Origin of the sequence: Sandaracinus amylolyticus (genome assembly GCF_021631985.1) — a bacterium.
In the GTDB taxonomy this organism is placed as follows: Bacteria; Myxococcota_A; Polyangia; order Polyangiales; family Sandaracinaceae; genus Sandaracinus; species Sandaracinus amylolyticus_A.
Genome location: NZ_CP070225.1, coordinates 3,098,477 through 3,121,042, shown reverse-complemented (window position 1 = coordinate 3,121,042; position 22,566 = coordinate 3,098,477). Strand labels below are relative to the sequence as shown.

24 protein-coding genes are annotated in these 22,566 nt (G+C 71.5%); 11 read left to right on the top strand and 13 right to left on the bottom strand.

The window, feature by feature from the left end; translation table 11 throughout:
* The first annotated feature begins 19 nt into the window (after window positions 1–19).
* The 11 genes from gyrA to I5071_RS12850 are packed head-to-tail and all read left to right on the top strand — an operon-like array spanning window position 20 to window position 11,087.
* Window positions 20–2,656 carry a DNA gyrase subunit A gene (gyrA, locus tag I5071_RS12900; protein ID WP_236605738.1) on the top strand — a complete coding sequence of 879 codons (2,637 nt, stop codon included), beginning with the start codon at window positions 20–22 and terminating at the stop codon, window positions 2,654–2,656.
* On the top strand, window positions 2,653–3,069 hold the full coding sequence (locus I5071_RS12895) for a GFA family protein (protein ID WP_236605737.1): 417 nt from the start codon (window positions 2,653–2,655) through the stop codon (window positions 3,067–3,069). Before gyrA ends, I5071_RS12895 begins: the two co-directional genes overlap by 4 nt.
* A complete protein-coding gene (locus tag I5071_RS12890; RefSeq protein ID WP_236605736.1) occupies window positions 3,066–3,473 on the top strand; it encodes a GFA family protein in 408 nt (135 codons plus the stop codon). Before I5071_RS12895 ends, I5071_RS12890 begins: the two co-directional genes overlap by 4 nt.
* Window positions 3,470–4,012, top strand: a complete 543-nt coding sequence (locus I5071_RS12885) for a hypothetical protein (protein WP_236605735.1) — start codon at window positions 3,470–3,472, stop codon at window positions 4,010–4,012. Before I5071_RS12890 ends, I5071_RS12885 begins: the two co-directional genes overlap by 4 nt.
* Window positions 4,013–4,071: 59 nt before the next feature.
* Window positions 4,072–6,207 carry an Hsp70 family protein gene (locus I5071_RS12880; protein ID WP_236605734.1) on the top strand — a complete coding sequence of 712 codons (2,136 nt, stop codon included), beginning with the start codon at window positions 4,072–4,074 and terminating at the stop codon, window positions 6,205–6,207.
* A complete protein-coding gene (locus I5071_RS12875) occupies window positions 6,204–6,689 on the top strand; it encodes a J domain-containing protein (protein WP_236605733.1) in 486 nt (161 codons plus the stop codon). The genes I5071_RS12880 and I5071_RS12875 overlap by 4 nt, the downstream gene beginning before the upstream one ends.
* A 13-nt stretch (window positions 6,690–6,702) precedes the next feature.
* A complete protein-coding gene (gene hisB, locus I5071_RS12870) occupies window positions 6,703–7,299 on the top strand; it encodes an imidazoleglycerol-phosphate dehydratase HisB (RefSeq protein WP_236605732.1) in 597 nt (198 codons plus the stop codon).
* Window positions 7,296–7,940: an imidazole glycerol phosphate synthase subunit HisH gene (gene hisH / locus I5071_RS12865; protein WP_236605731.1), complete on the top strand. Its 645-nt coding sequence runs from the start codon at window positions 7,296–7,298 to the stop codon at window positions 7,938–7,940. Before hisB ends, hisH begins: the two co-directional genes overlap by 4 nt.
* Complete coding sequence (gene hisA / locus I5071_RS12860) at window positions 7,931–8,653, top strand: 1-(5-phosphoribosyl)-5-[(5-phosphoribosylamino)methylideneamino]imidazole-4-carboxamide isomerase (RefSeq protein WP_236605730.1); 723 nt, start codon at window positions 7,931–7,933, stop codon at window positions 8,651–8,653. The genes hisH and hisA overlap by 10 nt, the downstream gene beginning before the upstream one ends.
* Entirely contained in the window at window positions 8,653–9,426 is a 774-nt protein-coding gene (gene hisF / locus I5071_RS12855; protein WP_236605729.1) for an imidazole glycerol phosphate synthase subunit HisF, read from the top strand. The genes hisA and hisF overlap by 1 nt, the downstream gene beginning before the upstream one ends.
* A complete protein-coding gene (locus I5071_RS12850) occupies window positions 9,423–11,087 on the top strand; it encodes a hypothetical protein (protein WP_236605728.1) in 1,665 nt (554 codons plus the stop codon). The genes hisF and I5071_RS12850 overlap by 4 nt, the downstream gene beginning before the upstream one ends.
* On the opposite strand, the gene I5071_RS12845 is transcribed toward I5071_RS12850, so the two are convergent.
* The 13 genes from I5071_RS12845 to I5071_RS12785 form a co-directional block, all read right to left on the bottom strand.
* Entirely contained in the window at window positions 11,088–11,564 is a 477-nt protein-coding gene (locus I5071_RS12845) for a hypothetical protein (RefSeq protein WP_236605727.1), read from the bottom strand.
* Window positions 11,565–11,614: 50 nt separating this feature from the next.
* Entirely contained in the window at window positions 11,615–12,007 is a 393-nt protein-coding gene (locus I5071_RS12840) for a hypothetical protein (protein ID WP_236605726.1), read from the bottom strand.
* A 714-nt stretch (window positions 12,008–12,721) separates the two neighbouring features.
* Window positions 12,722–13,864 (bottom strand): hypothetical protein, encoded by a 1,143-nt coding sequence (locus I5071_RS12835; protein WP_236605725.1) that lies wholly within the window; start codon window positions 13,862–13,864, stop codon window positions 12,722–12,724.
* Complete coding sequence (locus tag I5071_RS12830) at window positions 13,864–14,778, bottom strand: hypothetical protein (RefSeq protein ID WP_236605724.1); 915 nt, start codon at window positions 14,776–14,778, stop codon at window positions 13,864–13,866. The genes I5071_RS12835 and I5071_RS12830 overlap by 1 nt, the downstream gene beginning before the upstream one ends.
* A 127-nt stretch (window positions 14,779–14,905) precedes the next feature.
* Entirely contained in the window at window positions 14,906–15,529 is a 624-nt protein-coding gene (locus I5071_RS12825) for a hypothetical protein (protein ID WP_236605723.1), read from the bottom strand.
* 67 nt (window positions 15,530–15,596) lie between these two features.
* On the bottom strand, window positions 15,597–16,262 hold the full coding sequence (locus I5071_RS12820; protein ID WP_236605722.1) for an O-methyltransferase: 666 nt from the start codon (window positions 16,260–16,262) through the stop codon (window positions 15,597–15,599).
* A gap of 2 nt (window positions 16,263–16,264) precedes the next feature.
* Window positions 16,265–17,653, bottom strand: coding sequence for a phosphomannomutase/phosphoglucomutase (locus I5071_RS12815; RefSeq protein WP_236605721.1), 1,389 nt, complete (start codon window positions 17,651–17,653; stop codon window positions 16,265–16,267).
* Between the two features lie 42 nt (window positions 17,654–17,695).
* A complete protein-coding gene (locus I5071_RS12810; protein WP_236605720.1) occupies window positions 17,696–18,790 on the bottom strand; it encodes a mannose-1-phosphate guanylyltransferase in 1,095 nt (364 codons plus the stop codon).
* Between the two features lie 68 nt (window positions 18,791–18,858).
* Window positions 18,859–19,830, bottom strand: coding sequence for a hypothetical protein (locus I5071_RS12805; RefSeq protein ID WP_236605719.1), 972 nt, complete (start codon window positions 19,828–19,830; stop codon window positions 18,859–18,861).
* 8 nt (window positions 19,831–19,838) lie between these two features.
* A complete protein-coding gene (locus I5071_RS12800; RefSeq protein WP_236605718.1) occupies window positions 19,839–21,047 on the bottom strand; it encodes a DUF3570 domain-containing protein in 1,209 nt (402 codons plus the stop codon).
* Window positions 21,047–21,256 carry a DUF4266 domain-containing protein gene (locus I5071_RS12795; RefSeq protein ID WP_236605717.1) on the bottom strand — a complete coding sequence of 70 codons (210 nt, stop codon included), beginning with the start codon at window positions 21,254–21,256 and terminating at the stop codon, window positions 21,047–21,049. The genes I5071_RS12800 and I5071_RS12795 overlap by 1 nt, the downstream gene beginning before the upstream one ends.
* A gap of 4 nt (window positions 21,257–21,260) precedes the next feature.
* Window positions 21,261–22,061, bottom strand: coding sequence for an SH3 domain-containing protein (locus I5071_RS12790; RefSeq protein WP_236605716.1), 801 nt, complete (start codon window positions 22,059–22,061; stop codon window positions 21,261–21,263).
* Entirely contained in the window at window positions 22,061–22,519 is a 459-nt protein-coding gene (locus tag I5071_RS12785) for a hypothetical protein (RefSeq protein WP_236605715.1), read from the bottom strand. Before I5071_RS12785 ends, I5071_RS12790 begins: the two co-directional genes overlap by 1 nt.
* Between the last annotated feature and the right edge of the window lie 47 nt (window positions 22,520–22,566).

Here is a 22,566-nt window from a genome sequence, read left to right as displayed (position 1 = left end):
GCGGAGAGATCACCCTTTCATGGCCAACGCCAGCCAGACGATCCCCCACTCGATCGACGACGAGATGCGCGCCTCGTACGTCGCGTACGCGATGAGCGTCATCGTCGGACGCGCGATCCCCGACGCGCGCGACGGGCTCAAGCCGGTGCATCGCCGAGTGCTCTACTCGATGCACGAGCAAGGCATCCGCGCCGGCAGCGCGCCGAAGAAGAGCGCGCGCGTCGTCGGCGACGTGCTCGGCAAGTACCACCCGCACGGCGACGCGTCGGTCTACGACGCCCTGGTCCGCATGGCCCAGGACTTCGCGATGCGGTACCCGCTGATCGACGGCCAGGGCAACTTCGGCAGCGTCGACGGCGACCCCGCGGCGGCGATGCGCTACACGGAGTGCCGCCTCTCGAAGATCTCGACCGACATCCTCGCCGACATCGACAAGGAGACGGTCGACTGGCGTCCGAACTACGACGACGCCGAGCTCGAGCCGAGCGTCCTGCCGTCGCGGATCCCGAACCTGCTGGTCAACGGATCGGCGGGCATCGCGGTCGGCATGGCGACGAACATCCCGCCGCACAACCTGCGAGAGATCGTCGACGCGACCATCCGCGTGATCCGCTTCCCCGAGATCACGATCGACGAGCTGATGGCGAACGACGACGCCAACGGCTTCCTCGGCGTGAAGGGCCCGGACTTCCCGACGCGCGGCTTCATCTACGGCACCTCGGGCATCCGCCAGGCGTTCCTCACGGGGCGCGGCCGCGTCGTGATGCGCGCGCGCGCCGAGATCGAGCCGATGCCGGGCAAGAACGACCGCGAGATGATCGTGGTCACCGAGATCCCGTACCAGGTGAACAAGGCCGAGCTCCTCAAGAAGATCGCGGAGCTCGTGCGCGAGAAGAAGATCGAGGGGATCAGCGATCTCCGCGACGAGAGCGATCGCGACGGCATGCGCGTCGTGATCGAGCTCAAGCGCGACGCACCGGGCCAGATCGTGCTGAACCAGCTCTACCAGCAGACCCAGCTGCAGAGCACGTTCGGCGTGAACTGCCTCGCGATCGTGCACGGTCAGCCGCAGGTCCTGAACCTCAAGTCGGCGATCCAGATCTTCATCTCGCATCGCCGCGAGGTCGTCACGCGCCGCACGCGCTTCGATCTCCGCAAGGCGAAGGAGCAGCGCGAGCTCGTCGAGGGCCTCGGCATGGCCACGACCGAGGTCGACCTCGTCGTGCGCACCATCCGCGAGTCGCGCGATCAGGACGAGGCGCGCGATCGCCTGATGAAGCTCCCGCTCAAGGGGCTCGAGGAGTTCGTGCGTCGCGCGGGACGCCCCGAGAACGAGATCGCGACCGCGAAGGCGCGCGGCGACTACTTCCTGAGCGAGCGCCAGGCGAAGGCGATCCTCGACATGCGCCTCGCGCGCCTGACCGGGCTCGAGCGCGAGAAGCTCGCGGGCGAGTACGGCGAGCTCTCGGACGTGATCGCTCGGCTCGAGGCGATCCTCGGCAGCGAGGCGCTCCTGCTCGACGTGATCGTCGACGAGCTCAAGGAGGTCCGCGAGAAGCACGGCGACGATCGCCGCACCGAGATCGTCGCGGCCGAGGGCGACATCTCGATCGAGGATCTGATCGCCAACGAGCCGATGGCGGTCACGGTGACGCACGGCGGCTACCTCAAGCGCGTGCCGCTCACCGAGTACCGCGCGCAGGGCCGCGGAGGGAAGGGCACGCGCGCCGCGGAGCTCCGCGAGGAGGACTTCGTCGCGCAGCTCTTCGTCGCGAACGCGCACGCGGACCTGCTCTTCCTCAGCGACAAGGGCAAGGCCTACACGAAGAAGGTCTACGAGATCCCGGTCGCGTCGCGCGCGTCGCGCGGACGGCACGTGAACAACATGCTCGCCGTCGATCCGCAGGGCGAGCGCATCGCGGCGATCGTGCCCGTCGAGAAGTTCGACGAAGAGCACTTCATGCTGACGTGCACGCGCGGCGGGACGGTGAAGCGCACCGCGCTGAGCGCGTACGGGAACATGCGCTCGAGCGGCATCATCGGCGTGCAGATCGAGGACGGCGACCAGCTGCTCGCGGCGCGCATCGTCGACGAGAAGAGCGAGGTGCTGATCGGAACCGCGAAGGGCATGTCGATCCGCTTCCAGGTGGAGGACGTGCGCCCGACGGGCCGCGACACGCGCGGCGTGCGCGGCATCGATCTGCGCGAGGGCGATCGTGTGATCGGCATGGACGTGATCGACGACGAGTCGAAGCAGGTCCTCGCGATCAGCGCGAACGGCTACGGCAAGCGCACGCCGATGCGCGACGCGGAGGGCAACTCCACGTGGCGCGTGCAGAACCGCGGTGGCCTCGGGATCATCGCGATGGAGACGAGCGAGCGGAACGGCGAGCTCGTCGCGCTGCGCGTGGTGAGCCCCGACGATCAGGTGATGGTGATCACGAACGGCGGGCAGATCATCCGCACCCACGTGCACCAGATCCGCGAGGCGGGCCGCAACACGCAGGGCGTGCGCATCATCCGCGTGTCGGGCGACGAGCGCGTGGTCGACGTGGAGCGCCTCGCGGAGCCCGAGGAGGGCGAGCCGGCGCCGCTGCCGGAGCTCGGCGAGTCGATGCCGCCGCCGGGCAACGAGGGGCCGGGCGAGGACGCATGAGCGACGCGGCGCGCGCGCACCACACGGGACGCTGCCTCTGCGGCGCGATCTCGTACGAGGTGCGCGCGCCGCTGCGCGCGCTCTCGTTCTGTCACTGCTCGATCTGTCGTCGCCAGCACTCGCACGTCGGCGCGTATGCGAGCGCGGAGCGCGACGCGTTCGTGGTGCACGATCCGCAGGGCGCGCTGCGCTGGTATCGCTCGTCGCACGACGTGCAGCGCGGGTTCTGCGGCACCTGCGGGTCGGGGCTGTTCTTCGATCGCGCGACCGAGCGCGAGCGCGAGGTGACCGCGGGCTCGCTCGATGCGCCGACCGGCGTGCGCGTCGAGAGCCACATCTGGGTCGGGAGCAAGGGCGACTACTACGAGATCCCGGACGACGGGCTCGCGCGCTTCGAAGAGGAGCCCGAGTGAGCGCGGTGCACGGGCGCGGGCGCTGTCTGTGCGGCGCGATCTCGTTCGAGGTGCACGCGCCGATGCGCGAGGTCTCGTTCTGTCACTGCGGGATGTGCCGGCGGGTGCATGGCTACGCGGGCGCGTACACGACCGCGCTCGTCGACTCGTTCGTGCTGCACGACGCGCAGGGCGCGCTGCGCTGGTATCGCTCGTCGGAGCACGTGCAGCGCGGGTTCTGCGGGACGTGCGGCACGACGTTGTTCTGGCAGCACGAGGGCTCGAAGGTGCGCGGTGTGACCGCGGGCTCGCTCGATGCACCGACGGGACTGCGCGCGGGCGTGCACATCCACGTCGCGGACAAGGGCGACTGGTACGAGCTGCCAGACGACGGTCTCGAGCGACGCCAGGGCAGCTTCTCGTGAGCGAGGCGCTCTACCGCGAGTACGTCGAGGCGCTGCAGCGCGAATTCCCGGGGCTGCGCGTGGTGAGCAAGCGCGGGCACACGATGTCGATCGTGATCGATCGGCTGCTGAAGATCGTGACGCTCGGCGGACAGTCGGCCTACCTCACGCGCTACACGACCGTGCTCGGTCGGACGATCTACACGCCGACCGAGTGGGAGCAGCGCGATCCGCGCGAGCGCTACATCACGATGCGGCACGAGGCGGTGCACCTGCGCCAGTCGCGTCGCTACGGGATGCTGCTGATGAGCTTCCTCTACGCGCTGCCGTTCTTCCCGCTGGGGCTCGCGTACGGTCGCGCGCGCATCGAGTGGGAGGCGTACGCCGAGACGTTCCGCGCGGTCGCCGAGGTGTGGGGCCCCGCGAAGGCGCGCTCGCCCGAGCTGCGCGCGCACGTGCTGCGCCAGTTCACGAGCCCCGCGTACGGATGGATGTGGCCCTTCCCGAAGCAGGTGAATCGCTGGATCGACGAGGTCCTCGCGACGCTGCCCGAGGCCTGATCCGCCACGAGATTTTCGGACGGACGTTCAGGTAGACTGCCCGGTCGAAGTCTCGGCTCATGGCGTCTCCCGTCCTCGGAATCGACCTCGGCACCACCAACAGCGTCGTCGCCGTCGCGGAGGGCCAACGTGCGCAGGTGCTGATGGACGCCGAGGGGAATCGCCTGATCCCCTCGGTCGTGTCGTTCCATCCCGCAGGCGACGTGCTCGTCGGGTACCCCGCGCGCGAGCGTCGTCTCCTCGACGCGAAGAACACGATCTACTCGGTGAAGCGCCTGATCGGGCGCCCCTATCGCAGCATCGAGGTGCAGCGTGCGCAGGAGCGCTTCCCGTTCGCGCTGACCGAGGCGCCGAACCAGGGCGTGACGGTGCAGGCGCGCGGCGAGGCGTACACGCTGCCCGAGATCAGCGCGTTCGTGCTGCGCGAGGTGCGTCGCATCGCGGAGCAGGCGCTCGGCACCGAGTGCACACGCGCCGTGATCACGGTGCCCGCGAACTTCACCGAGCTGCAGCGCAGCGCGACGAAGGCCGCCGGGAAGATCGCGGGGCTCGAGGTGCTGCGCATCTTGAACGAGCCGACCGCTGCCGCGCTGGCGTACGGCTACGGACGGGGATCGCGCGAGCGGATCGCGATCTACGACATGGGCGGCGGCACGTTCGACGTGACGATCCTCGAGCTCGCGGGCGACGTGTTCGAGGTGATGTCGACCGCGGGCGACACGTTCCTCGGCGGCGACGACGTCGACGTGCTGATCGCGGAGAAGATGGCGGACGCGTTCCTCGCGCATCACCGCTTCGATCCGCGCCAGGATCCGCAGGCCTACGAGCGACTGCGCGCCGCGGCCGAGTGGAGCAAGTGCCAGCTCTCGAGCGAAGAGGAAGTGCACCTGCGCGTCGAGGAGCTCGCGTACGGCGAGGGCGGCGTTTCGCTCGATCTCACGTTCGGTCTCTCGCGCGACGCGCTCGAGCAGATGGTGCGCCCGTTGATCTCGCGCACGTTCGACGTGTGCGAGGAGGCGATGCGCACCGCGGGGGTGCGGCCCACGCAGCTCGACAACGTGATCCTCGTCGGCGGCAGCACGCGCATGCCGATCGTGCGGCGGCTGGTCGCGGAGTACTTCGGGCGCGAGCCGCTCGCGACGATCGATCCCGACCTCGTGGTCGCGCAGGGCGCGGCGCTGCAGGGATGGGCGCTGCGCGGGAGCACGGCGTCGGTGCCGCCGCCCGCGGCGCTCGGCAAGGTCGCGCTCAAGCGCGTCACGCAGACCGAGCTCAAGGCGGTGCAGCGACGCGCCGAGCTCGAGGACGAGATCGCGGCCCAGCGCCCGGTCGGTCCCGCGTTCCAGCCGCGCGAGCAGGCGGCTCCGCCTCCTCCGCCGGACGACTCGTGGCTCGGGCCGCGCACCAGCGACGAGGACGAGACGCTGGTGCGGCGATCGCCGTTCGAGCGCTCGTCGCTCCCGCCGCCCCCGGCCAAGAACGAGCCCGTCGCGGTGCCGCCTCCGCCTCCGTTGCCCGCGAAGCCCGCCGTCGCGCCGCCGAAGCCGCCGCTCCCGGCGATCCCCGGCGTGGTCGCGGCGCGCTCGGTCGTGGTGGGCAAGGCCGCGCCGCCTCCGCCGCGCCCGGTCGCCGCGCGGCCGGTCCCGGAGTTCCGTGATCCGCCGAGCGCGCCGCAGGTGAAGCCGCGCGAGCCCGCCGCGCTGCCGCCCGCGCCGGCGCAGCCGAGCGCGCCGATCGCGAGCGGTTGGTCGTCGCCGCCTCCGCCGCCGGAGTCGGTGCGTCCGCCGCTGCTGCTCGACGTCACGCCGCACTCGCTGGGCGTCGAGACGGTCGGCGGTTTCTGCGAGCACGTCATCAAGCGCAACGCGGCGATCCCGGTCGAGCAGACGCGCGTGTTCTCGACCGCGACGGACATGCAGGACAGCGTGCGCGTGCGCGTCGTGCAGGGAGAGTCGCGGCGCCTCGAGGACAACCAGCCGCTCGGCGAGATCGAGCTCTCCGGGCTGCGTCAGGCGCTGCGCGGCGCGGTGAAGATCGGCGTGACGTTCCTGATGGACGCCGACGGAACGCTCGGCGTGAAGGCGAAGGATCTCGACACCGGGCGCGAGCAGTCGATCCGCATCCAGCTCGTCGGCGGCATGAGCGACGCGGACATCCAGAAGATGGCCGCGCGTCAGCAGCAGATGGTCGGATGAGCGACGACCGGCTGGACCAATTGGACTACTACGACCTGCTGCAGGTCGAGCCGACGTCGACGGTCGACGACGTGCGGCGCGCGTTCCACGCGTTCGCGGCGAAGTACCACCCCGACCGCTTCGCGGGCGCGCCGGCCGAGAAACAGGAGCGCGCCGCGCAGATCTACCGGCGCGGGGCCGAGGCGTACCGCGTGCTCCTCGACCCCGAGCAGCGCCGCATCTACGAGGCCCAGCGCGCCCGCGGGAAGCTCCGCCTCGACCCCGAGGAGAAGACCGATCGCGGCAACGGGCCGGCGACCGGCGGCCTCGCGATCCGTTCGCCGCGCGCGCGTCCGTTCGCGCAGAAGGCGACGGAAGCATTCAAGAAGGGCGACTGGGCGACGGCGCGGCTCAACCTGAAGCTCGCGATGCAGCACGAGCCCGACAACGCCCTCCTGCAGGCGCGGCTCGCCGAAGTGGAGCAGAGGCTTCGCGCGAGGTAGATTGCCGCCCTCCATGACGCGGCGCGCCATCCTCGAGCGGATCACGAAGGAGACGCGGATCGAGGTCGAGATCGACCTCGACGGCACCGGGCAGTACGACGTGCAGACGCCGCTGCCGTTCCTCTCGCACATGGTGGAGCAGCTCGCGCGGCACGGGATGATCGACCTCAAGGTGCGCGCCCAGGGCGACGTCGAGATCGACGGGCACCACACCACCGAGGACCTCGCGATCACGATCGGTCGCTGCGTCGCGGACGCGCTCGGCGACAAGCGCGGCATTCGTCGCTACGGCTCGGCGACGCTCCCGATGGACGAGGCCTGCGTGACGTGCGCGATCGATCTCTCGGGGCGCACCTTCTTCCAGTCGCGCATCGATCTGCCGAAGGCGAAGGTCGGCAACTTCGACACCGAGCTCGCCGACGTCTTCTTCGAGGGCTTCGCGCGCGGCGCGCAGTGCAACCTGCACCTCTACAAGCACGCGGGCGACAACCTCCACCACATCATCGAGATCTCGTTCAAGGCGCTGGCGCGCGCGCTGCGCGACGCGAGCGAGATCGATCCGCGCGCGGCGAGCGTGCTGCCGTCGACGAAGGGAACGCTGACCGAATGAGCGCGGCCACGAGAGAGGTGGTCGTCGTCGACCTCGGGATGGGCAACCTGCGCAGCGTCGCGCGTGCGCTCGAGCGCGCCGGTGCGTCGGCGCGGATCAGCAGCGATGCCGACGTGATCGCGAACGCGCCGCGCCTCGTCGTGCCGGGCCAGGGGCAGTTCCGCGACTGCGCGACGGCGCTCGAGGGCGAGCTCGGCGGCGCGGTGCGGGCGTTCGTCGCGAGCGGTCGTCCGTACCTCGGCATCTGCCTCGGCATGCAGGCGCTCTTCGCATCGAGCGAGGAGGCGCCGGGCATGGCGGGCCTCGGGATCTTCGATGGCACCGTGAAGCGCTTCGCGCGCGATCTGCGCGACGCGGGCGGCGAGCGCCTGAAGGTGCCGCACATGGGCTGGGCCGAGCTCGCGCTTCCGGCTTCGCCGCATCCGCTGCTGCGCTCCGAGCCGCGCTGGTTCTACTTCGTGCACTCGTACGTCTGCGTGCCCGACGACGCGGGGATCATCGCGGCGACGGCGGATCACGGTGGAGCGTTCTGCGCGGCGGTGGCGCGCGAGAACGTGTTCGCGTGTCAGTTCCACCCCGAGAAGAGCGGAGCGGCGGGGCACGCGCTGCTGACGCGATACCTGGAGGGCGCGTGGAGCTGATCCCGGCGATCGACCTGCTCGACGGCAAGGTCGTGCGGCTGCACAAGGGACGCTACGACGAGGTCACGGTGTACGCCGACGATCCCGTCGTGGAGGCGAAGCGCTTCGCCGATCAGGGCGCGAAGCGGCTGCACGTCGTGGACCTCGAGGGCGCGCGCACCGGCGACGCGGCGCACGCCGCGCTGGTCGAGCGCATCGTGTCGAGCGTGTCGATCGCGGTGCAGGTCGGAGGCGGCGTGCGCGATGCGCGCGCGGCCGAGCGATGGCTCGCGGCGGGCGCGCAGCGCGTCGTGATGGGCACCGCGGCGATCAAGAGCCCGGACGTCGTGTCCGAGCTCTGCGCGAAGCACCCGGGCAAGCTCGTGATCGCGATCGATGCGCGCGGCGGAGAGGTCGCGATCGAGGGCTGGGAGAAGGGCAGCGGCGTGCGCGCGGAGGAGCTCGCGGGGCGCGTCGATGCGTGGGGCGCGGCGGCGATCCTCTACACCGACATCGATCGCGACGGCACGCGGCTCGGGCCCGCGGTGGACTCGACCGCGGCGCTGCAGGCGGCGGTGAGCGCGACGGTGATCGCGTCGGGCGGGATCGGCGAGATCGCGCATCTGCTCGAGCTCGCGCGCGCCGGCGTGCGGGCGGCGGTGTGCGGGCGCGCGCTCTACGCGGGCGCGTTCACGCTTCCCGAGGCGCTCGCCGCGCTGGCGGAGGTCCGCTGATGGTCGCGCGGCGCATCATCCCGTGCCTCGACGTGAAGGACGGGCGCGTCGTGAAGGGCGTGCAGTTCGTGGGGCTGCGGGACGCGGGTGATCCGGTCGAGTGCGCGACGCGCTACGACCGCGAGGGCGCGGACGAGATCACGTTCCTCGACATCACCGCGTCGAGCGACGCGCGTCGCATCCTGATCGACGTCGTCGAGCGCACCGCGGAGGCGCTCGCGGTGCCGCTCACGGTCGGAGGTGGCGTGCGCACCCGCGCCGATGCGCGCGATCTGCTGCACGCGGGCGCCGACAAGGTCGCGGTGAACACCGCCGCGGTGAAGACGCCCGAGGTGATCGAGGCGATCTCCGGTGCGTACGGGGCACAGGCGCTGGTCGTCGCGATCGACGCACGGCGCCGCGCCGAAGGCGGCTGGGAGGTCTTCACCCACGGCGGTCGCAACCCGACGGGGCTCGACGTCGTCGCGTGGGCGCGCGAGGTCGAGGCGCGGGGCGCGGGCGAGATCCTGCTGACGAGCATGGACCGCGACGGCACCAAGGAAGGCTTCGATCTCGTGCTGACCCGCGCGGTGGCCGAGGCGGTGTCGATCCCGGTGATCGCATCGGGCGGTGTCGGCACGCTCGACCACTTCCGCGCCGGCCTGGTCGAGGGCGCGGCGGACGCGGCGCTCGCGGCGAGCGTCTTCCACGACGGCGTCTTCACGGTGGCCGAGGTGAAGCAGTACCTTTCGGCGCGCGGGGTCCGCGTGCGGCCGCCCGCTGCGAACGCATGAACGATCTGCTCGGCGTCACGATCGACGATCTCGTCGCGTCCCTGAAGTCGCGGAGGATCCGGATCCCGTCCGACATCGGCGCGTTCGTCGCGCTCGAGGCGGTGGAGGCATTGCTGCGCGGTCCCGCGATCGTGCGCGGCGGCGACGTACGCATCGCCGAGGACGGGACGGTCTCGGTGTTCGCGCCGCCGAACAGCGCATCGGCGGAGGAAGCGGCGCGCTCGGTGATCGCGCTGCTCGCGACGTTGCTGGTCGCGTCGGGCACCGGCGTGCCGCCGGTGCTCGTCGGGCTCGTCGAGCACGGCGCCGGGAGCGGGCCGGCCGCGCTGGAGCGGCTGCGCGACGAGCTCGAGGCGTCGCTGGTCCCGCTGAACCGTGGTGCGTCGCGGCGTGTCCTCTCGCGCATGATCCGTGAGGCGCGTCGCGCGGCGTCGCAGGCCGAGAGCGCGCTCGACGAGGTGCCCGAGGATCAGCTCGACGACGCGCTCGACGATCTGATCGGCGTGGCGCCGAAGAAGCCCGCGGCATCGTCGGGCGCGCGTGGCGTGTCCGATCCCGATCTCGCGGCGCCGGCGTTCCAGGCGCCGCCCGCCGATCTCTCGGATCCGTTCGCCGATCCCGACAAGGATCCGCACCCGCTCTCGGTCACGCCGCCGCCCGGCGCGATCGTCGCGCCGGTCCCGACGCGCCCGCGCAAGGAAGCGCTCAGCGACGCGATCACGCTCGACGAGCCGAAGCCCGAGCTCGCCGCGATCGCCGCGCCGAAGCGCGCGACGCCGAGCGGTCCGGCGAAGCCCGCGCCCCGCGCGAGGGAGATGGCGCCCGAGCCCGAGCCTCCGGTCGAGCCCGCGCCGAAGCCGCGCGCGAAGAGCGCGCCGGTGAGCCCGCCCTCGTTCGACGAGTTCGAGGCGGCGCCGAAGAGCGCGGGGCGCGGCGGCGGACTGCTCTGGGTGCTCGCGTTCGTCGTCGTGATCCTCTTCGCGATCGCCGGTGTCGCGCTGATGCGCCCCGATCTCGTCGACCTCGCGCTCGGTCGTCCGCCCGCGCCCGAAGCACCCGCGGGCCCGACGCCCGAGGAGCAAGAGGCTGCGCTGCGCGCGCATCGAGCGCGCTTCGGCGCGCTCACGGTGCGCAGCACGCCCGATCGCGCGCAGGTGCTGATGTTCGTCGGACGCGGCCCCGCGATGGCGACGCAGCTCCCGACCGGCATGGCGTACGAGCTCGTCGCGATCGCCGACGGACGCGCGCCGACGCGCGCGATCGTGCCCGCGGACGCGCAGTGGGAGCGCACCGCGGAGGGCCCGCGCTACGAGCTCGCGATGCAGACCGGCGACGAGGCCATGCCCGCCGATCGCATGGTGCTCGGCGACACGCGCCTCCCGCGCGACGCGCTGGGCGCGCCGAGCCCGGAGCTCGGGTCGATCCGCGTCGTCACGAACCCGCCGGGCGCGAAGGTCTATCTCCTCGTCGGCTTCACCCCGCAGGTCACGGTGCAGAACGTGCGGACCGACGAGGTCGTCGAGCTGCTCGTCTATCGCGAAGGGCACGCGCTCCAGCGTGTGCCGGTGATGCCGAGCGACTGGCGCGAAGGTGAGGACGGCACGAAGACCGCCGAGGTCGACGTGACCCTCACGCCGCTCGCGCCGCAGCGCGGCCGCTGATCAGAACGTCGCGCGCAGCGAGCCCTCGCCGGCGCGCGACGACGCGGGATCGCTCCACGTCACGTCGATCTCGCCGTGCCCGGCTGCGTCGATCCGGACTTCGCCGTCGAGCTCCACGCGGTCGTGCTCCTCCGTACGCACGAGGTGCACGCGGGCCCACACGATGACGCGTTCGATCGCGACGTCGTGGCCTTCCGCGGGCACGGTGCCCTCGAGCGCGCTCTCGTCGAAGCGCTCGCCTGCGAAGCTGAGCTCGGTCAGCACGTGATCAGTGGTGGCGCGGAGCGTGCGCGGCGCGCCGTCGAGCGCGGCCTCCGCCACTCGGACGAGCACCACGCGCTGGCTCTCGTCGTCGGCTGCGTCGGGGATCGGATCGACGAACCGTACGCACCGCAGCTCGCGCGTCGCGTGATCGAACGAGCAGGTCGTGTCGCTCTCGGATGCGTCGGCGCAGCCGCCGGCGAGAACGAGGCACATCGTGGCAAGCAATCGGTGCACGACGCGAGGTCGAGCAACGCTCGGACCACTCAGAACGCGACGCGGGTGATGCTCCAGTCGGTGCACCCGTCGCCGTCGCAGCCGCGGCTCGTGGCGAGCACGACGCTCCCGTCGGTCGCGTCCTCGCGCAGCGCGACGACTCGCCCGACCGGCGCGGTCCACTGCGCGCGCGCGACCAACGCCCGCGCCGCGACGCCGACGCGCACGATCTCGCACGGCTGCTCGCATCGCGTCGACCAACCCGGGCGCAGGGGCTCGTCGATCACCGCGACGACGTCCCCCGCGCCGGCGCTCGAGAGCGCGACGAGCTCGTGGGTCTCGTCGACCAGCCGGAGCCGGGTCTGCTCGACGAAGCAGCGCGCCGGTCCGGTGGCCGTGAGGCACGCCTCGAGATCGAGCACGCGCCCCCGCTCCGTGATCACGCGCCGTGGGTCGGCGCTGATCGCGAGCAACTCTCCGTGCTCGAAAACCGTCGGGCACGTCGTCGTCGTGCACCGCGACGAGCGCGTCCTCTGCGAGCCGGTGCACCGCGAGCCACTGCGAGCTGCTCGAGACGAACGCCGGCGCGCCCGGCACGACGACGAGCGGCGAAGTGCCTTCGTAGCGAAGGTGCTCGCGTCGCGCGCGCTCCGTGCCCGTCGCGAGGTCGTAGACCACGTCGGCCTGCTCCTCGCGACACACGAGCGCGTCCGTGACGATCGTCGCGCGCACGCACTCGCGCGTCAGCAGGAACGCCCCGCGTTCGTCGAGCGTCGGAGAGAGCTCGGTCGCGAACGCGCGGTCCGCCACGACGAGCCGCGCGCCATCGAACGCGACCGCCGTGATGTCGCGCGCGATCGTCCAGCGCGTGAGCTCGCCGCCCGTGCGATCGACGAGCACGACCGCGCGACGCAGCACCACGAGATGACCTGCGTCCGCCACGAAGAGATCGAGGATCTCCTCGGGCCCGCTCCGCAGCGCGTCCGGTGGATCCGGAAGCCCGGGGTCCTCCGGCATCCACGCGTCGCGACGACTCCCCGCGTCCCGCGGCCCGGCATCGCGCGCGAACGGATCGTCGACGAGCACCGGGAGCGGGCCGTTGTCCCGGCATCCGGCGAGCACCGCGATCACCAGGGCTCCGAGCAGCACGCGGCGCATCATCGAGCGTCCTCCATCACGACGCGCGTCACGCTCCAGCCACGGCACGCCACGTCCGAGCACGATGTGCTCCCTGCGACGAACGCCGCGCCGCCGCGCGGATCCCAGCGCACCGCGATGACGCCTCCGACGGGACCTTCGAACGTGCCCTCCGCGAGCACCGCGCGGGTCGCCAGATCGGTCCGACGCAGCGCGCATCCTCCGACGCATCGGGGCCCGGTCGAGCCCTGGCGTTGCGAGAGCGTCAGCACCGCATCGTGATCGAGATCGTCCATCGCGACGACCGACTCGCGAACTCCGATCGTGCCGAGTGAGCCATCGCGCTCGAAGCACGGCGCCGTGCCCTCGGCGCAGGTGTCGAAGCGGAAGACGTGGCCGCGCTCGTTCACCACGCGCGCGGGCGCTCCGCGCACGATCGCGAGGAACGGAGCCGCGGACTCCGAGTCGTGTGCGTCTGCGATGCCCCACTCCGAAGCGACTCCGTCCTCGACGCGATAGAGCCGCGGCTGGACCCACGACGCCCACGCCACGTCGGGCAGCGCGATGACCGCAGCGTCGTCCGGCACCGCGAAGAGATGCAGCACGCTGCGCTGGTCGCTCGTGATGGCGTGACCGAGCTCGACGCCCGAGACGACGTCGTAGACCGTCAGCCCGTGCGTCGACGCTTCGTCGCGATCGCGGCACACGAGGCGCGCGCCGGAGAGCATCGTCGCCGACGAGCACCGCCGCGCGAGCGGCGTGCGCATCTGCTCGACCAGGGCATCGGCGTCGAGCGCGACGACGCTCGTACCGTCGACGACCGTGAGCTGCGCACCATCGAACGCCGCCGTGACGACGCGCTCCGGCGCATCCCAGCGCGCGCGCTCGACGCCATCGCGATCGAAGCGCTGGACGACGTCGCGCCGCACGACGAGGTACCCCGCGTCGCCGACGAAGAGCTGCACGAGCTCGTCCTCGCCCCACGAGAGCGCAGAGGAAGGAGGACGCGGACCCGCATCGCGCCGCGGGTTCGGCGTCGCATCGAAGAGCCCCCACGGGCTTCCATCGGGGAGCGATGCGTCGACGAAGCGAAGCTCGTCGGGCTCGGTCTCGCGCGCGCACGACGCGAGCACGCACGCGATGACGATGACCACCGCGCGCATCACGGCTCGAGCTCCACGCCGGCCGCGAGGCGCACGCCCCACATCAGCGATCGGCTCGCGAATCCCACCGGCTCGTCCAGGTTCATCGTGCCGCGCACCTCGACGAACCACGGCGGTCCCATCCACCGCGCGAAGGGCACGAGCGAGACTTGCGCGTCGGCGTCGCTCGGCGTGGCGTGCCCGTCGCCGTAGTCGCTCCAGCCAGCGACCTGCACGCGCGTCCCCAGCGCGAGCCACTCGATCGGCTCGATGCCGACGTAGCCGCCGATCTGATAGTGCGCGACGGCGATCGGCGGCTCGTCCCAGAAGCCGTCGCGCCAGAGCCAGAACGCCGCGCCTGCCGCGAGGTCGGCGCCGGCGATGAGCACGCCGGATCGCACGTCGACGTCGGCGCGCGCGAGCGCGCTCGGGCCCAGCGCGAAGCCCTCCCACGCGTCCCAGAACCCCGTCGCAGCGAGCGCGAGCTGCGTCAGGTACTGCGCGGAGCTCGCGCGGCTGTTCAGCATCGCGAACGGCAGCGTGATCGCCGGGCCGCCGCGCACCCGCACGCTCGCGCCGTCGGTCCACCCGATCATCAGCGACAGCGTCGAGCTCGCGATCGCGCAGCAGCGCAGCGAGCCCGCGTCGTCGTAGACCTCGCCGAAGAAGCCGCGCAGGGTTCCGTCGAGCTCGACGATCCCGCGTGCCTCCGCGCCCTCGTCCCAGGTGTGCAGGCGGCCGCTCGCGTACACACCGAGCGCGCCGTACAGGCGGTCGTGACTGCCGTACGGCTCGAGCACGCCGACGGTGGCCTCGCCCGAGACACGGCGTTCGATCGCGGGATCGAGTCGCTCGCCGGTGCGCGACTGCGCGAGGGCAGGTGTGGAGAGCGCGGCAACGAGGACCAGCGCTGGTGGGACGATCCGGAACGGCAAACGACAGCCTCACTTCCGCTTGCGCGACGGCGCGGAGGGTAGCGCCGTTCCGCCGGGATCCACGACGGAAAACGCAAACGGCGCCTCGGCCTTGGGCCGAGACGCCGTCGCACCCAGCTCGTCGGGATCACCAGCTCAGCGTCGCGCCCACCTGGCTCCCACCGCCGTCGAACGCGAGGCGCACGTCGTCGCCGAGATCGACGTAGACCGCCTCCTCCCACTCCTGCTGGATCGCGACGCCGAGCACGGTCAGCACCGCGCCCACGCCCTGCACGATCCCGAACAGGATGTTGAACCACGCGTAGTCGCCCAAGTAGTCGGTCGCGCCGTACGCGATCCACGGCCCCGCGATCGGGATCCACCCGAGCCCGACCCACGTGCCGAGATCGTCGGGGCACTCGAACCCGATGCACTGCTCCGCGACACCGAGGCTGCCGAGACCGTGGATGAGCCAGCCCGCGCCCAGCGCGATCACGCCCGGCACCAGCAGCGCCATCGTCGGCGACGTGTGCACGACCGTGCGGACCGGCTGCGGCTGCCCCTGCTGCTGCGCGACGTACGGCGACGCGCCGTATTGCTGCTGCTGAGGCTGCGCCTGGAGCGTCTGACCCTGCGCTGGCGCGACGTAGACGGTGCCCTGACCGTACACGCCGCCCGCCTGACCTTCACCCTGGATGACCACCTGCGCGCTCGCCGCGTTCGCACACAGCGCCGCCGCGGCGAAGACAAGACCGGCGAAGAGACGATTCATCATCGGACCCCCTGGCGAAAACGCCCGCTCGATACCTCGGAACGGTCGGCTGCGCCCGCGCCGCCACTCACAATCGCACGGCGATCGTGAGCCCATCTCCGACGCCGATCATGGCACTGGCTACGCGAGGGTCGCGACCGACCTTCCCGTTGAGACGGCGGATGGCCCGAGTGTCTTCGTCATCGATCGTCGAATCGATCACCGCGCCGCCCCAGAGCACGTTGTCGACGAGCACCACGCCGCCAGGGCGCAGCAGCGTCATGCAGCGCTCCCAGTAACCGTCGTAGTTGCTCTTGTCGGCGTCGATGAACGCGAGATCGAACGTGCCGCTCTCACCCGCGGCGATCAGCGCGTCGCACGTCTCGAGCGCCGGTGCGAGCCGCAGCGACACGCGATCCGCGACGCCGGCGCGCGCCCACGCCTGCTGCGCGAGCTTCGTGTACGGCTCGCTCACGTCGCACGTGATCAGCGTCCCGCCGGGCGCCATCGCGAGCGCCATCGCGGTCGAGCTGTACCCGGTGAAGCAGCCGATCTCGAGCACCTTTCGCGCGGCGACCATGCGCACGAAGAGCGCCATGAGCTGGCCCTGATCGCTGCCGATCTGCATCCGCGAGATCCCACCGAGCTTCGCGGTCTCCTCGCGCAGCCACGCGAGCACCGGATGCTCGGGCGGCATCGAGGCGAGCACGTACTCGTAGAGCTCGGGAGCGAGACCCATCGCGCGCGTCGACATGCTCATCCTTCTTTCGTCTGCGCGACCAGCGCCTCCACCTCGCGCTGGATCGCATCGAGCCGCTCGGGCGTGCCCGCCTCGAAGCGGAGCACCAGCACCGGCTGCGTGTTGGACGCGCGCACGAGGCCCCACGCGCCTTCACCGAACAGGATGCGCGCGCCGTCGACGTCGATGACGTCGTGGGTCTTGCGATAGTGATCGCGCACGCGCTCGACGATCCCGAACTTGCGATCGTCGGCGCAGTCCACGCGGATCTCCGGCGTCGCGAAGGTCTTCGGCACGTCGTGCAGCAGCTCGTGCAGCGGGCGATCGCTGCGCGCCACGATCTCGAGCAGACGCAGCGCCGCGTAGATCGCGTCGTCGTAGCCGAAGTAGCGATCCGCGAAGAACACGTGGCCGCTCATCTCGCCCGCGAGCAGCGCGTGCTCTTCCTTCATCTTCTTCTTGATGAGCGAGTGCCCCGTCTTCCAGAGGATCGGGCGCCCGCCGTGCTTCGCGACGTCGTCGTAGAGCGTCTGCGAGCACTTCACCTCGCCGAGGATCGCCGCGCCGGGGCGACGCGCGAGCACGTCGCGCGCGAACACGATCATCAGCTTGTCGCCCCAGAGCGTGTCGCCGCGCGCGTCGATCACGCCGATGCGATCCGCATCGCCGTCGAACGCGATGCCGAGCTCGAGCCCGAGCTCGCGCACCGTCGCGACGAGCATCTCGAGGTTCTCGGGCAGCGAGGGATCCGGGTGGTGCACCGGGAACGCGCCGTCGGGCTCGCAGAGCAGGGCGATCGGCTCGAGCCCCGCGGCGCGCATCGCACCGAGCGCAGCGGGGCCGCCCGCGCCGTTGCCCGCGTCGATCGCGAAGCGCAGATCGGTGCGCGCCATCTTCACGTTGCCGCGCACGAAGCCTTCGTACGCCGGCAGGATGTCGAGCTCGGTGCGGGTGCCCGGCGCGCCGATCGCGCGCTCGCCGATGATCGCGAAGTCGTCCTGCTCGATGATGCGGCGCAGCTCGAGGATCTCCTCGCCGGAGAGCGTCCCCTTGCCGCTCATGATCTTGAAGCCGTTGTCCTCGGGCGGGTTGTGGCTGCCGGTGATCTGCACGCCGCCGTCGAGCCCGAGGTGGAACACGCTGAAGTAGAGCAGCGGCGTCGGGACCATGCCGACGTCGGTGATCTGCGCGCCGGTCTCGAGGATCCCGCGCACCAGGGCGGCGTGGAGGCGCGGCGAGCTCAGACGGCAGTCGCGACCGACCGCGACGCGGCGCTGTCCACGGCGCGCCCAGAACGTGCCGAGCGCGCGCCCGAGCGAGAGCGCGAAGTCGTCGCTGAGATCGCGATCGGCGACGCCACGCACGTCGTACTCGCGGAACACGAACGGATTCGGGATCGAGGCCATGAGCGTCTCCCACCCATCGCGATCGGCGATCGCGATGTCGAATCAGAGTTTGTCGTCGCGCTTGCGCGCCTTGAGCGCGTCGACGACGGCGCGCACGTCCTGCGCGCGATCGCGCGGGACCACGAGCAGCGCGTCCTCGGTGTCGACCACGACGAGATCGCGCACGCCGATCAGCGCGACGACCTTGCCCTGCGGCGCGCGCACGTACGAGCCCGTCGCGTCGACGAGCACCACGTCGTCGCTCGCGCCGCCGGCCGCGACCGCGTTGTTCTGCGCGTCCTTCGCGGCGAGCTCCCAAGCGGTCAGCCAGCTCCCGACGTCGGACCATCCGAAGTCGCCGGGCACCACCACGACGCGATCCTCTTTCTCCATCACGCCGTGGTCGATCGAGATCGAGGGCAGCGCCGCGTACTCCGCGCGCACCACGTCCTGCTCGCGCCCTTGCTCCGCTGCGTGATCGAAGCGCTCGAGCGCGGCGCCGAGCCCCGGCAGGTGCACGCGGATCGCGTCGAGCACCGAGCTCGCGCGGAAGAAGAACATCCCGCTGTTCCAGAGGAACGAGCCCGACGTCAGGAACTGCTCGGCGCGCGCGCGGTTCGGCTTCTCGACGAAGCGGCGCGCGCGATAGACGCCCGGCCCGAGCTCCTCGCCGACCTCGAGGTAGCCATAGCCGGTCTCGGGGCGGGTCGGCTTGATGCCGAGCGTGACCAGCTCGCCGTGCTCCGCGGCGCCGAGCGCGCGCTCGAGGATCGTGAGGAACCCGGGCTCGTCGCCGATGTGGTGATCCGCAGCGAGCACCGCGACGATGCCGTCGGCATCACGACGCCGCACGTGCGCCGCGGCCCAGCCCACGCACGGCGCGGTGTTGCGACCGACCGGCTCGGCGAGGACGTTCTCCGCGGGCACGTTCGGCAGCGCGGCGCGTGTCGCGTCGGCGAGGTGCTCGGCGGTGACCACCACCACGCGCTCCGCCGGGATGATCGGCGCGATGCGACGCACCGTCTCCGCGAGCAGCGACGCGTCGCTCCCGGCGAGTGGAAGGAGCTGCTTGGGGTGCGCCTTGCGCGAGAGCGGCCAGAACCGCGTCCCCGAGCCGCCCGCCATGATCACGGCCCACGCGTGCTGCTTCGTCGTCATCGGAGCCGGCGGAAAATAGGCTCTTCCGGCGATCGAGGCAAACGTCACTCAGGCGCGAGCGACGCGCTTTACTGGACGCTCGCGGTGATCGACATCGACGTCTGCCACGCGACCACGCGGCTGGCGCGCGGCGCGGCGATCGCGCCGGACAGCGAGCGCGCGACACAGGGCTCGAACCCGTCCTCGGCGACCGTCGTCTTCTCGACGCTGATCGTCGGCTCGTACGTGTCGTAGGTGCCCATGTCGTGGAGGCGCGTCGCGTAACGCACGATCAGCGAGGCCGACGCGCTGCGCTCGTGGCGCAGCTCCCAGTCCTGGACGAAGCACTCCGCGATCGCGCGGCGCGCCGCTTCGCCCGCGAGCTGCTCGCGCACCTGGGCGACGCCGGGGTCCTCGCTCTCCGGCAGCTCGACGTCGATCGCGAGCGCGTCGACGGTCGGGCGGCTCGGCTCCTGCGTGAAGAAGCGCTCGGCCGGCTCGGTGCGATCGAAGAGCGCGGTGTCGAGCCCCTCGAAGCGAAGACGGGCCACGGCGCGGCGCACCTCCTCGCGCTCGGGCGAGCCCGGCAGCGACGCGCGGAAGCACGCATCGGCGCGGCGCGCGCCCCGCTCGCGACCCTCGGCGTCCGACGCGGTGCGAAGCACGAGCGACGCCGACGCGCAGAGCAGGTCGGGCGGCACCGGTGCGTGCGCGGTGTCGTAGTGCTCGATCGCCTGATCGAAGGTGCGGATCGCGCCTTCCCAGTCGCCCGCCTCGACCTGCGCGCGCGCTGCGGTCGCGAGGATCTCGCCTGCGACGCTCGTCTCGCGATAGCGGCACACGCGATCGACGCAGACCTGATCGCTGGGGCAGTCCTCGCGGCCCATGCAGCTCGTGCCCGCGGGCGGCCGCGCGCTGCCACGTGCGCTGCCGGGAGGGCGTGCGCCGGGCCGCGTCGCATCGCCGGTCGCGGCCGGAGGCTGATCGAGGAGCGAGCCGCGCCGGTTGCATCCCGCGAGCGACAAGATCGCCGCGAGCACCAGCGGCAAGGAGCGGAGCATCGACATGATCAGAACGCAGCCTCCAGCGCGAGCGTCACGATGAGCCCGTCGACGTTGGGCACGGCGACGCGACCATAGTGGAAGCTCGGAAAATCGTGGTGCAGCCAGTCGCCCTTGAGCAGCAGATCGAAGGAGCGCAGGAACCCGAGCGCGGCTCCGTCGGCACCGGACGAGATCGTGTACGCGATCTGTGCGCCGACGAGCGTGCTCCACATCGGTGAGAGCTCGCGATCGCCGGTGAAGAACTGGCCGCGCGGCGCGAGCGCGTAGTCGTCGCTGTAGAACGCGGCGCCGGTCTGGTTGTAGTAGCGGCCGCGCACGCGGATGCGCAGCGCGCCCTCGATCACCTGCTCGTAGGCGAGCTCCGCAGTGATGCTCGTGACGTCCCAGGTGTCGCGATAGCCGCGCACGTTCGCCTGGAGCGCGGCCGAGAGCGGCTGCAGCCACAGGCGCGCGCCCAGCGCCGCCGCGTACCGCGCGCGGAAGTCCGGGTGGTGCTCCTGGGCCGCAGTGCGGCCGAGCCACACCGCGCGGTACGGATTGCTCTGGAAGCCGTCGACGAGCTGCGCGGTGACCGTGAGCTGCGTCGTGAAGATCGGCGCCCACGCCTGGGTCCACGAGCCCTGGAACGTCTGCAGCTCGACCGGGCGCTCGGTGAGCTCCGGGCTGTCGCCGAAGCATCCCTCGGAGCTCGCGAGACGACGTCGATCGACGGGCTCCTGGTTGCGCGGCTGAAAGACGTCGCAGACCTCGTCCCAGCCGCGCGCGTACGAGATGTCGAACGCCGCGGTGCGCTCGAACGCCTCGGCGCGCGCGCCGAGCGTCATCGCGTGGCTGCGGTAGTCGTTCTCGAAGCCGTACGCGTACCCCGCGCGGATCGCGCCGTAGTCGCTGCGCACCTCGGCGCCGCCCGAGATCACGTTGCGGAAGTCGAAGAGCTGGGTCGCGGTCGAGATCACGTCGACCTCGGGGGCCGGCGCATCGACCACGGCGACGCTCGCGCCGCTCACGATGTCGGCCTCCCAGCCCGCGCGGATCGTGAGCTCCTCGATCGGATCCACCGACGCGCTCACGCCGGGCGTGACGACGGTCATGTTCAGTGGCCCGCCGCCCTCGTGATAGAGCGTCCCCGCGACGCCGATCTCGCCGCTCTGCGCCGATGCGAGCGAGCTCGCCAGGAGCAGGAGCGCGCACGCGATCGCGATCGCACGGAGCATCAGTTGCACCCGCAGCCGCCGCCCGTGACGCCGGCCGCGCCGTAGCTGCCCTCGCGGTTCGAGAGCACGTGCGCCTCGTGCGCGCCCGCTTCGCCTTCGGAGCCGAACGTCATCGCGGGATCGGCGAGGAACTCGCGCTCCTCGGGCCGCACCGTCACGCATCCCTCTGCGAGCGCGCCGACGAGCACGATCACCAGTGCGAGCCGCACTCGCTCAGAAGAACACAGTAAAGCCAGCACTGAGCTCCTCCTGCGCGACGTAGCGGTTCTCCTCGTAGATCGCCCACGCGCGCGCCTCGAGCCGCAGCGTGATGCGATAGCGGAACGCGATGCGGAGCCCGCCGCCCGCGTAGAGCGCGCCGGTCACGCCCGACTGCAGCAAGAACGAGTCGGCGTTGGGATCGCTCACCACGAACCCGCCGCCCGCGGCGAGAAAGGGGACCACGGGCGAGTCGGGGAACACGTTCACGAGCCCGCCGAGCGTGCCGATCATCAGCCGCCCGCCTTCGCCCACCGCGGCGGCGAGCGTCGCCTCGATGCCGATCTCCGGCGCGATGTAGATCGTCGGGCGGATCGTCATGAACCCGTTGGGGTCGTTCACGCCCAGCACACCGAAGCCGAAGTGCAGCTCGCCGGTCGCCTGGAGCAGCGGCGCGGGCGCGAACACCTCGGGAAGGAAGCGTCCCTGCGACGCTTCTTCCGCCGAGAGCTCGTGCGTGTACACCGCGTCGCCGGAGATCCACGCGTGCGTCGCATCGGGCAGCTCGACCCGGAACCAGTAGCCGCGCGTCCCGCGCTCGACGATCGGGAACACGTCGCCACGACGCGCGCTGCGCACCCCGCGGAACGCCGCGCCGGGCCCGCTGCGCATCACCGTGCGATCGACGATCACCCGCGCGAACACGCCGACCGGTGCGTCCTCTTCGCTCGTGCTCTCGGTGCTCGGCGCTGGATCCTGCGCGTGCACGATCGATGGAACGGCGAGCGCGATCATCAGCGCGAGCAGCGCGCGCATCAGAGCCCACCCCGCGCGATCCACATCGCGATCAGATCCGCCTCGGGCGAGCTCTCCGGGAAGATCACGCGCGGGTGCGAGTCGAGCCCGGTCGGACGGCGGTAGAACGGGCTCGAGAGCGGATCGCTCTGCACGGTGAACTGCACCGCCTGGAAGTTCTCGACGTACTCCGCCGGCACCGTGCCCTCGACGCGATCGTCGGCGCACGTCGGCGGCGCGATGCCCGTCGTGTCGACGAGACGGAGCGCCGATCGCGCCGTGTGGCACATCCCCATCTCGCCCGCGCCACCGCCCGCGCAGCCCTGCGGCTCGATCACCTCGGGCTGGATGCGGCAGTAGAAGAAGTCCTCGTCGAGCATGAGGTCGGGCGGGACGATGTTGTCGCCGAGATCGACCGTGCCGCATCCGACGCATCCGAAGAGCGCGACGAGCGCAGCGGCACGAGCGCGGAGCGACACGAACGGGAGACTGCCAAAGCCCGCTGCGCGCGGTCAACGACGGCTTC

Excerpts from the sequence above, each read along its gene's own strand:
- gyrA (WP_236605738.1), top strand. The coding sequence starts at position 20 with ATGGCCAACGCCAGCCAGACGATCCCCCACTCGATCGACGACGAGATG.
- I5071_RS12895 (WP_236605737.1), top strand. The coding sequence starts at position 2,653 with ATGAGCGACGCGGCGCGCGCGCACCACACGGGACGCTGCCTCTGCGGC.
- I5071_RS12880 (WP_236605734.1), top strand. The coding sequence starts at position 4,072 with ATGGCGTCTCCCGTCCTCGGAATCGACCTCGGCACCACCAACAGCGTC.
- I5071_RS12875 (WP_236605733.1), top strand. The coding sequence starts at position 6,204 with ATGAGCGACGACCGGCTGGACCAATTGGACTACTACGACCTGCTGCAG.
- hisB (WP_236605732.1), top strand. The coding sequence starts at position 6,703 with ATGACGCGGCGCGCCATCCTCGAGCGGATCACGAAGGAGACGCGGATC.
- hisH (WP_236605731.1), top strand. The coding sequence starts at position 7,296 with ATGAGCGCGGCCACGAGAGAGGTGGTCGTCGTCGACCTCGGGATGGGC.
- hisF (WP_236605729.1), top strand. The coding sequence starts at position 8,653 with ATGGTCGCGCGGCGCATCATCCCGTGCCTCGACGTGAAGGACGGGCGC.
- I5071_RS12850 (WP_236605728.1), top strand. The coding sequence starts at position 9,423 with ATGAACGATCTGCTCGGCGTCACGATCGACGATCTCGTCGCGTCCCTG.
- I5071_RS12845 (WP_236605727.1), bottom strand. The coding sequence starts at position 11,564 with ATGTGCCTCGTTCTCGCCGGCGGCTGCGCCGACGCATCCGAGAGCGAC.
- I5071_RS12835 (WP_236605725.1), bottom strand. The coding sequence starts at position 13,864 with ATGCGCGCGGTGGTCATCGTCATCGCGTGCGTGCTCGCGTCGTGCGCG.
- I5071_RS12825 (WP_236605723.1), bottom strand. The coding sequence starts at position 15,529 with ATGAATCGTCTCTTCGCCGGTCTTGTCTTCGCCGCGGCGGCGCTGTGT.
- I5071_RS12820 (WP_236605722.1), bottom strand. The coding sequence starts at position 16,262 with ATGTCGACGCGCGCGATGGGTCTCGCTCCCGAGCTCTACGAGTACGTG.
- I5071_RS12815 (WP_236605721.1), bottom strand. The coding sequence starts at position 17,653 with ATGGCCTCGATCCCGAATCCGTTCGTGTTCCGCGAGTACGACGTGCGT.
- I5071_RS12810 (WP_236605720.1), bottom strand. The coding sequence starts at position 18,790 with ATGACGACGAAGCAGCACGCGTGGGCCGTGATCATGGCGGGCGGCTCG.
- I5071_RS12805 (WP_236605719.1), bottom strand. The coding sequence starts at position 19,830 with ATGCTCCGCTCCTTGCCGCTGGTGCTCGCGGCGATCTTGTCGCTCGCG.
- I5071_RS12800 (WP_236605718.1), bottom strand. The coding sequence starts at position 21,047 with ATGCTCCGTGCGATCGCGATCGCGTGCGCGCTCCTGCTCCTGGCGAGC.
- I5071_RS12790 (WP_236605716.1), bottom strand. The coding sequence starts at position 22,061 with ATGCGCGCGCTGCTCGCGCTGATGATCGCGCTCGCCGTTCCATCGATC.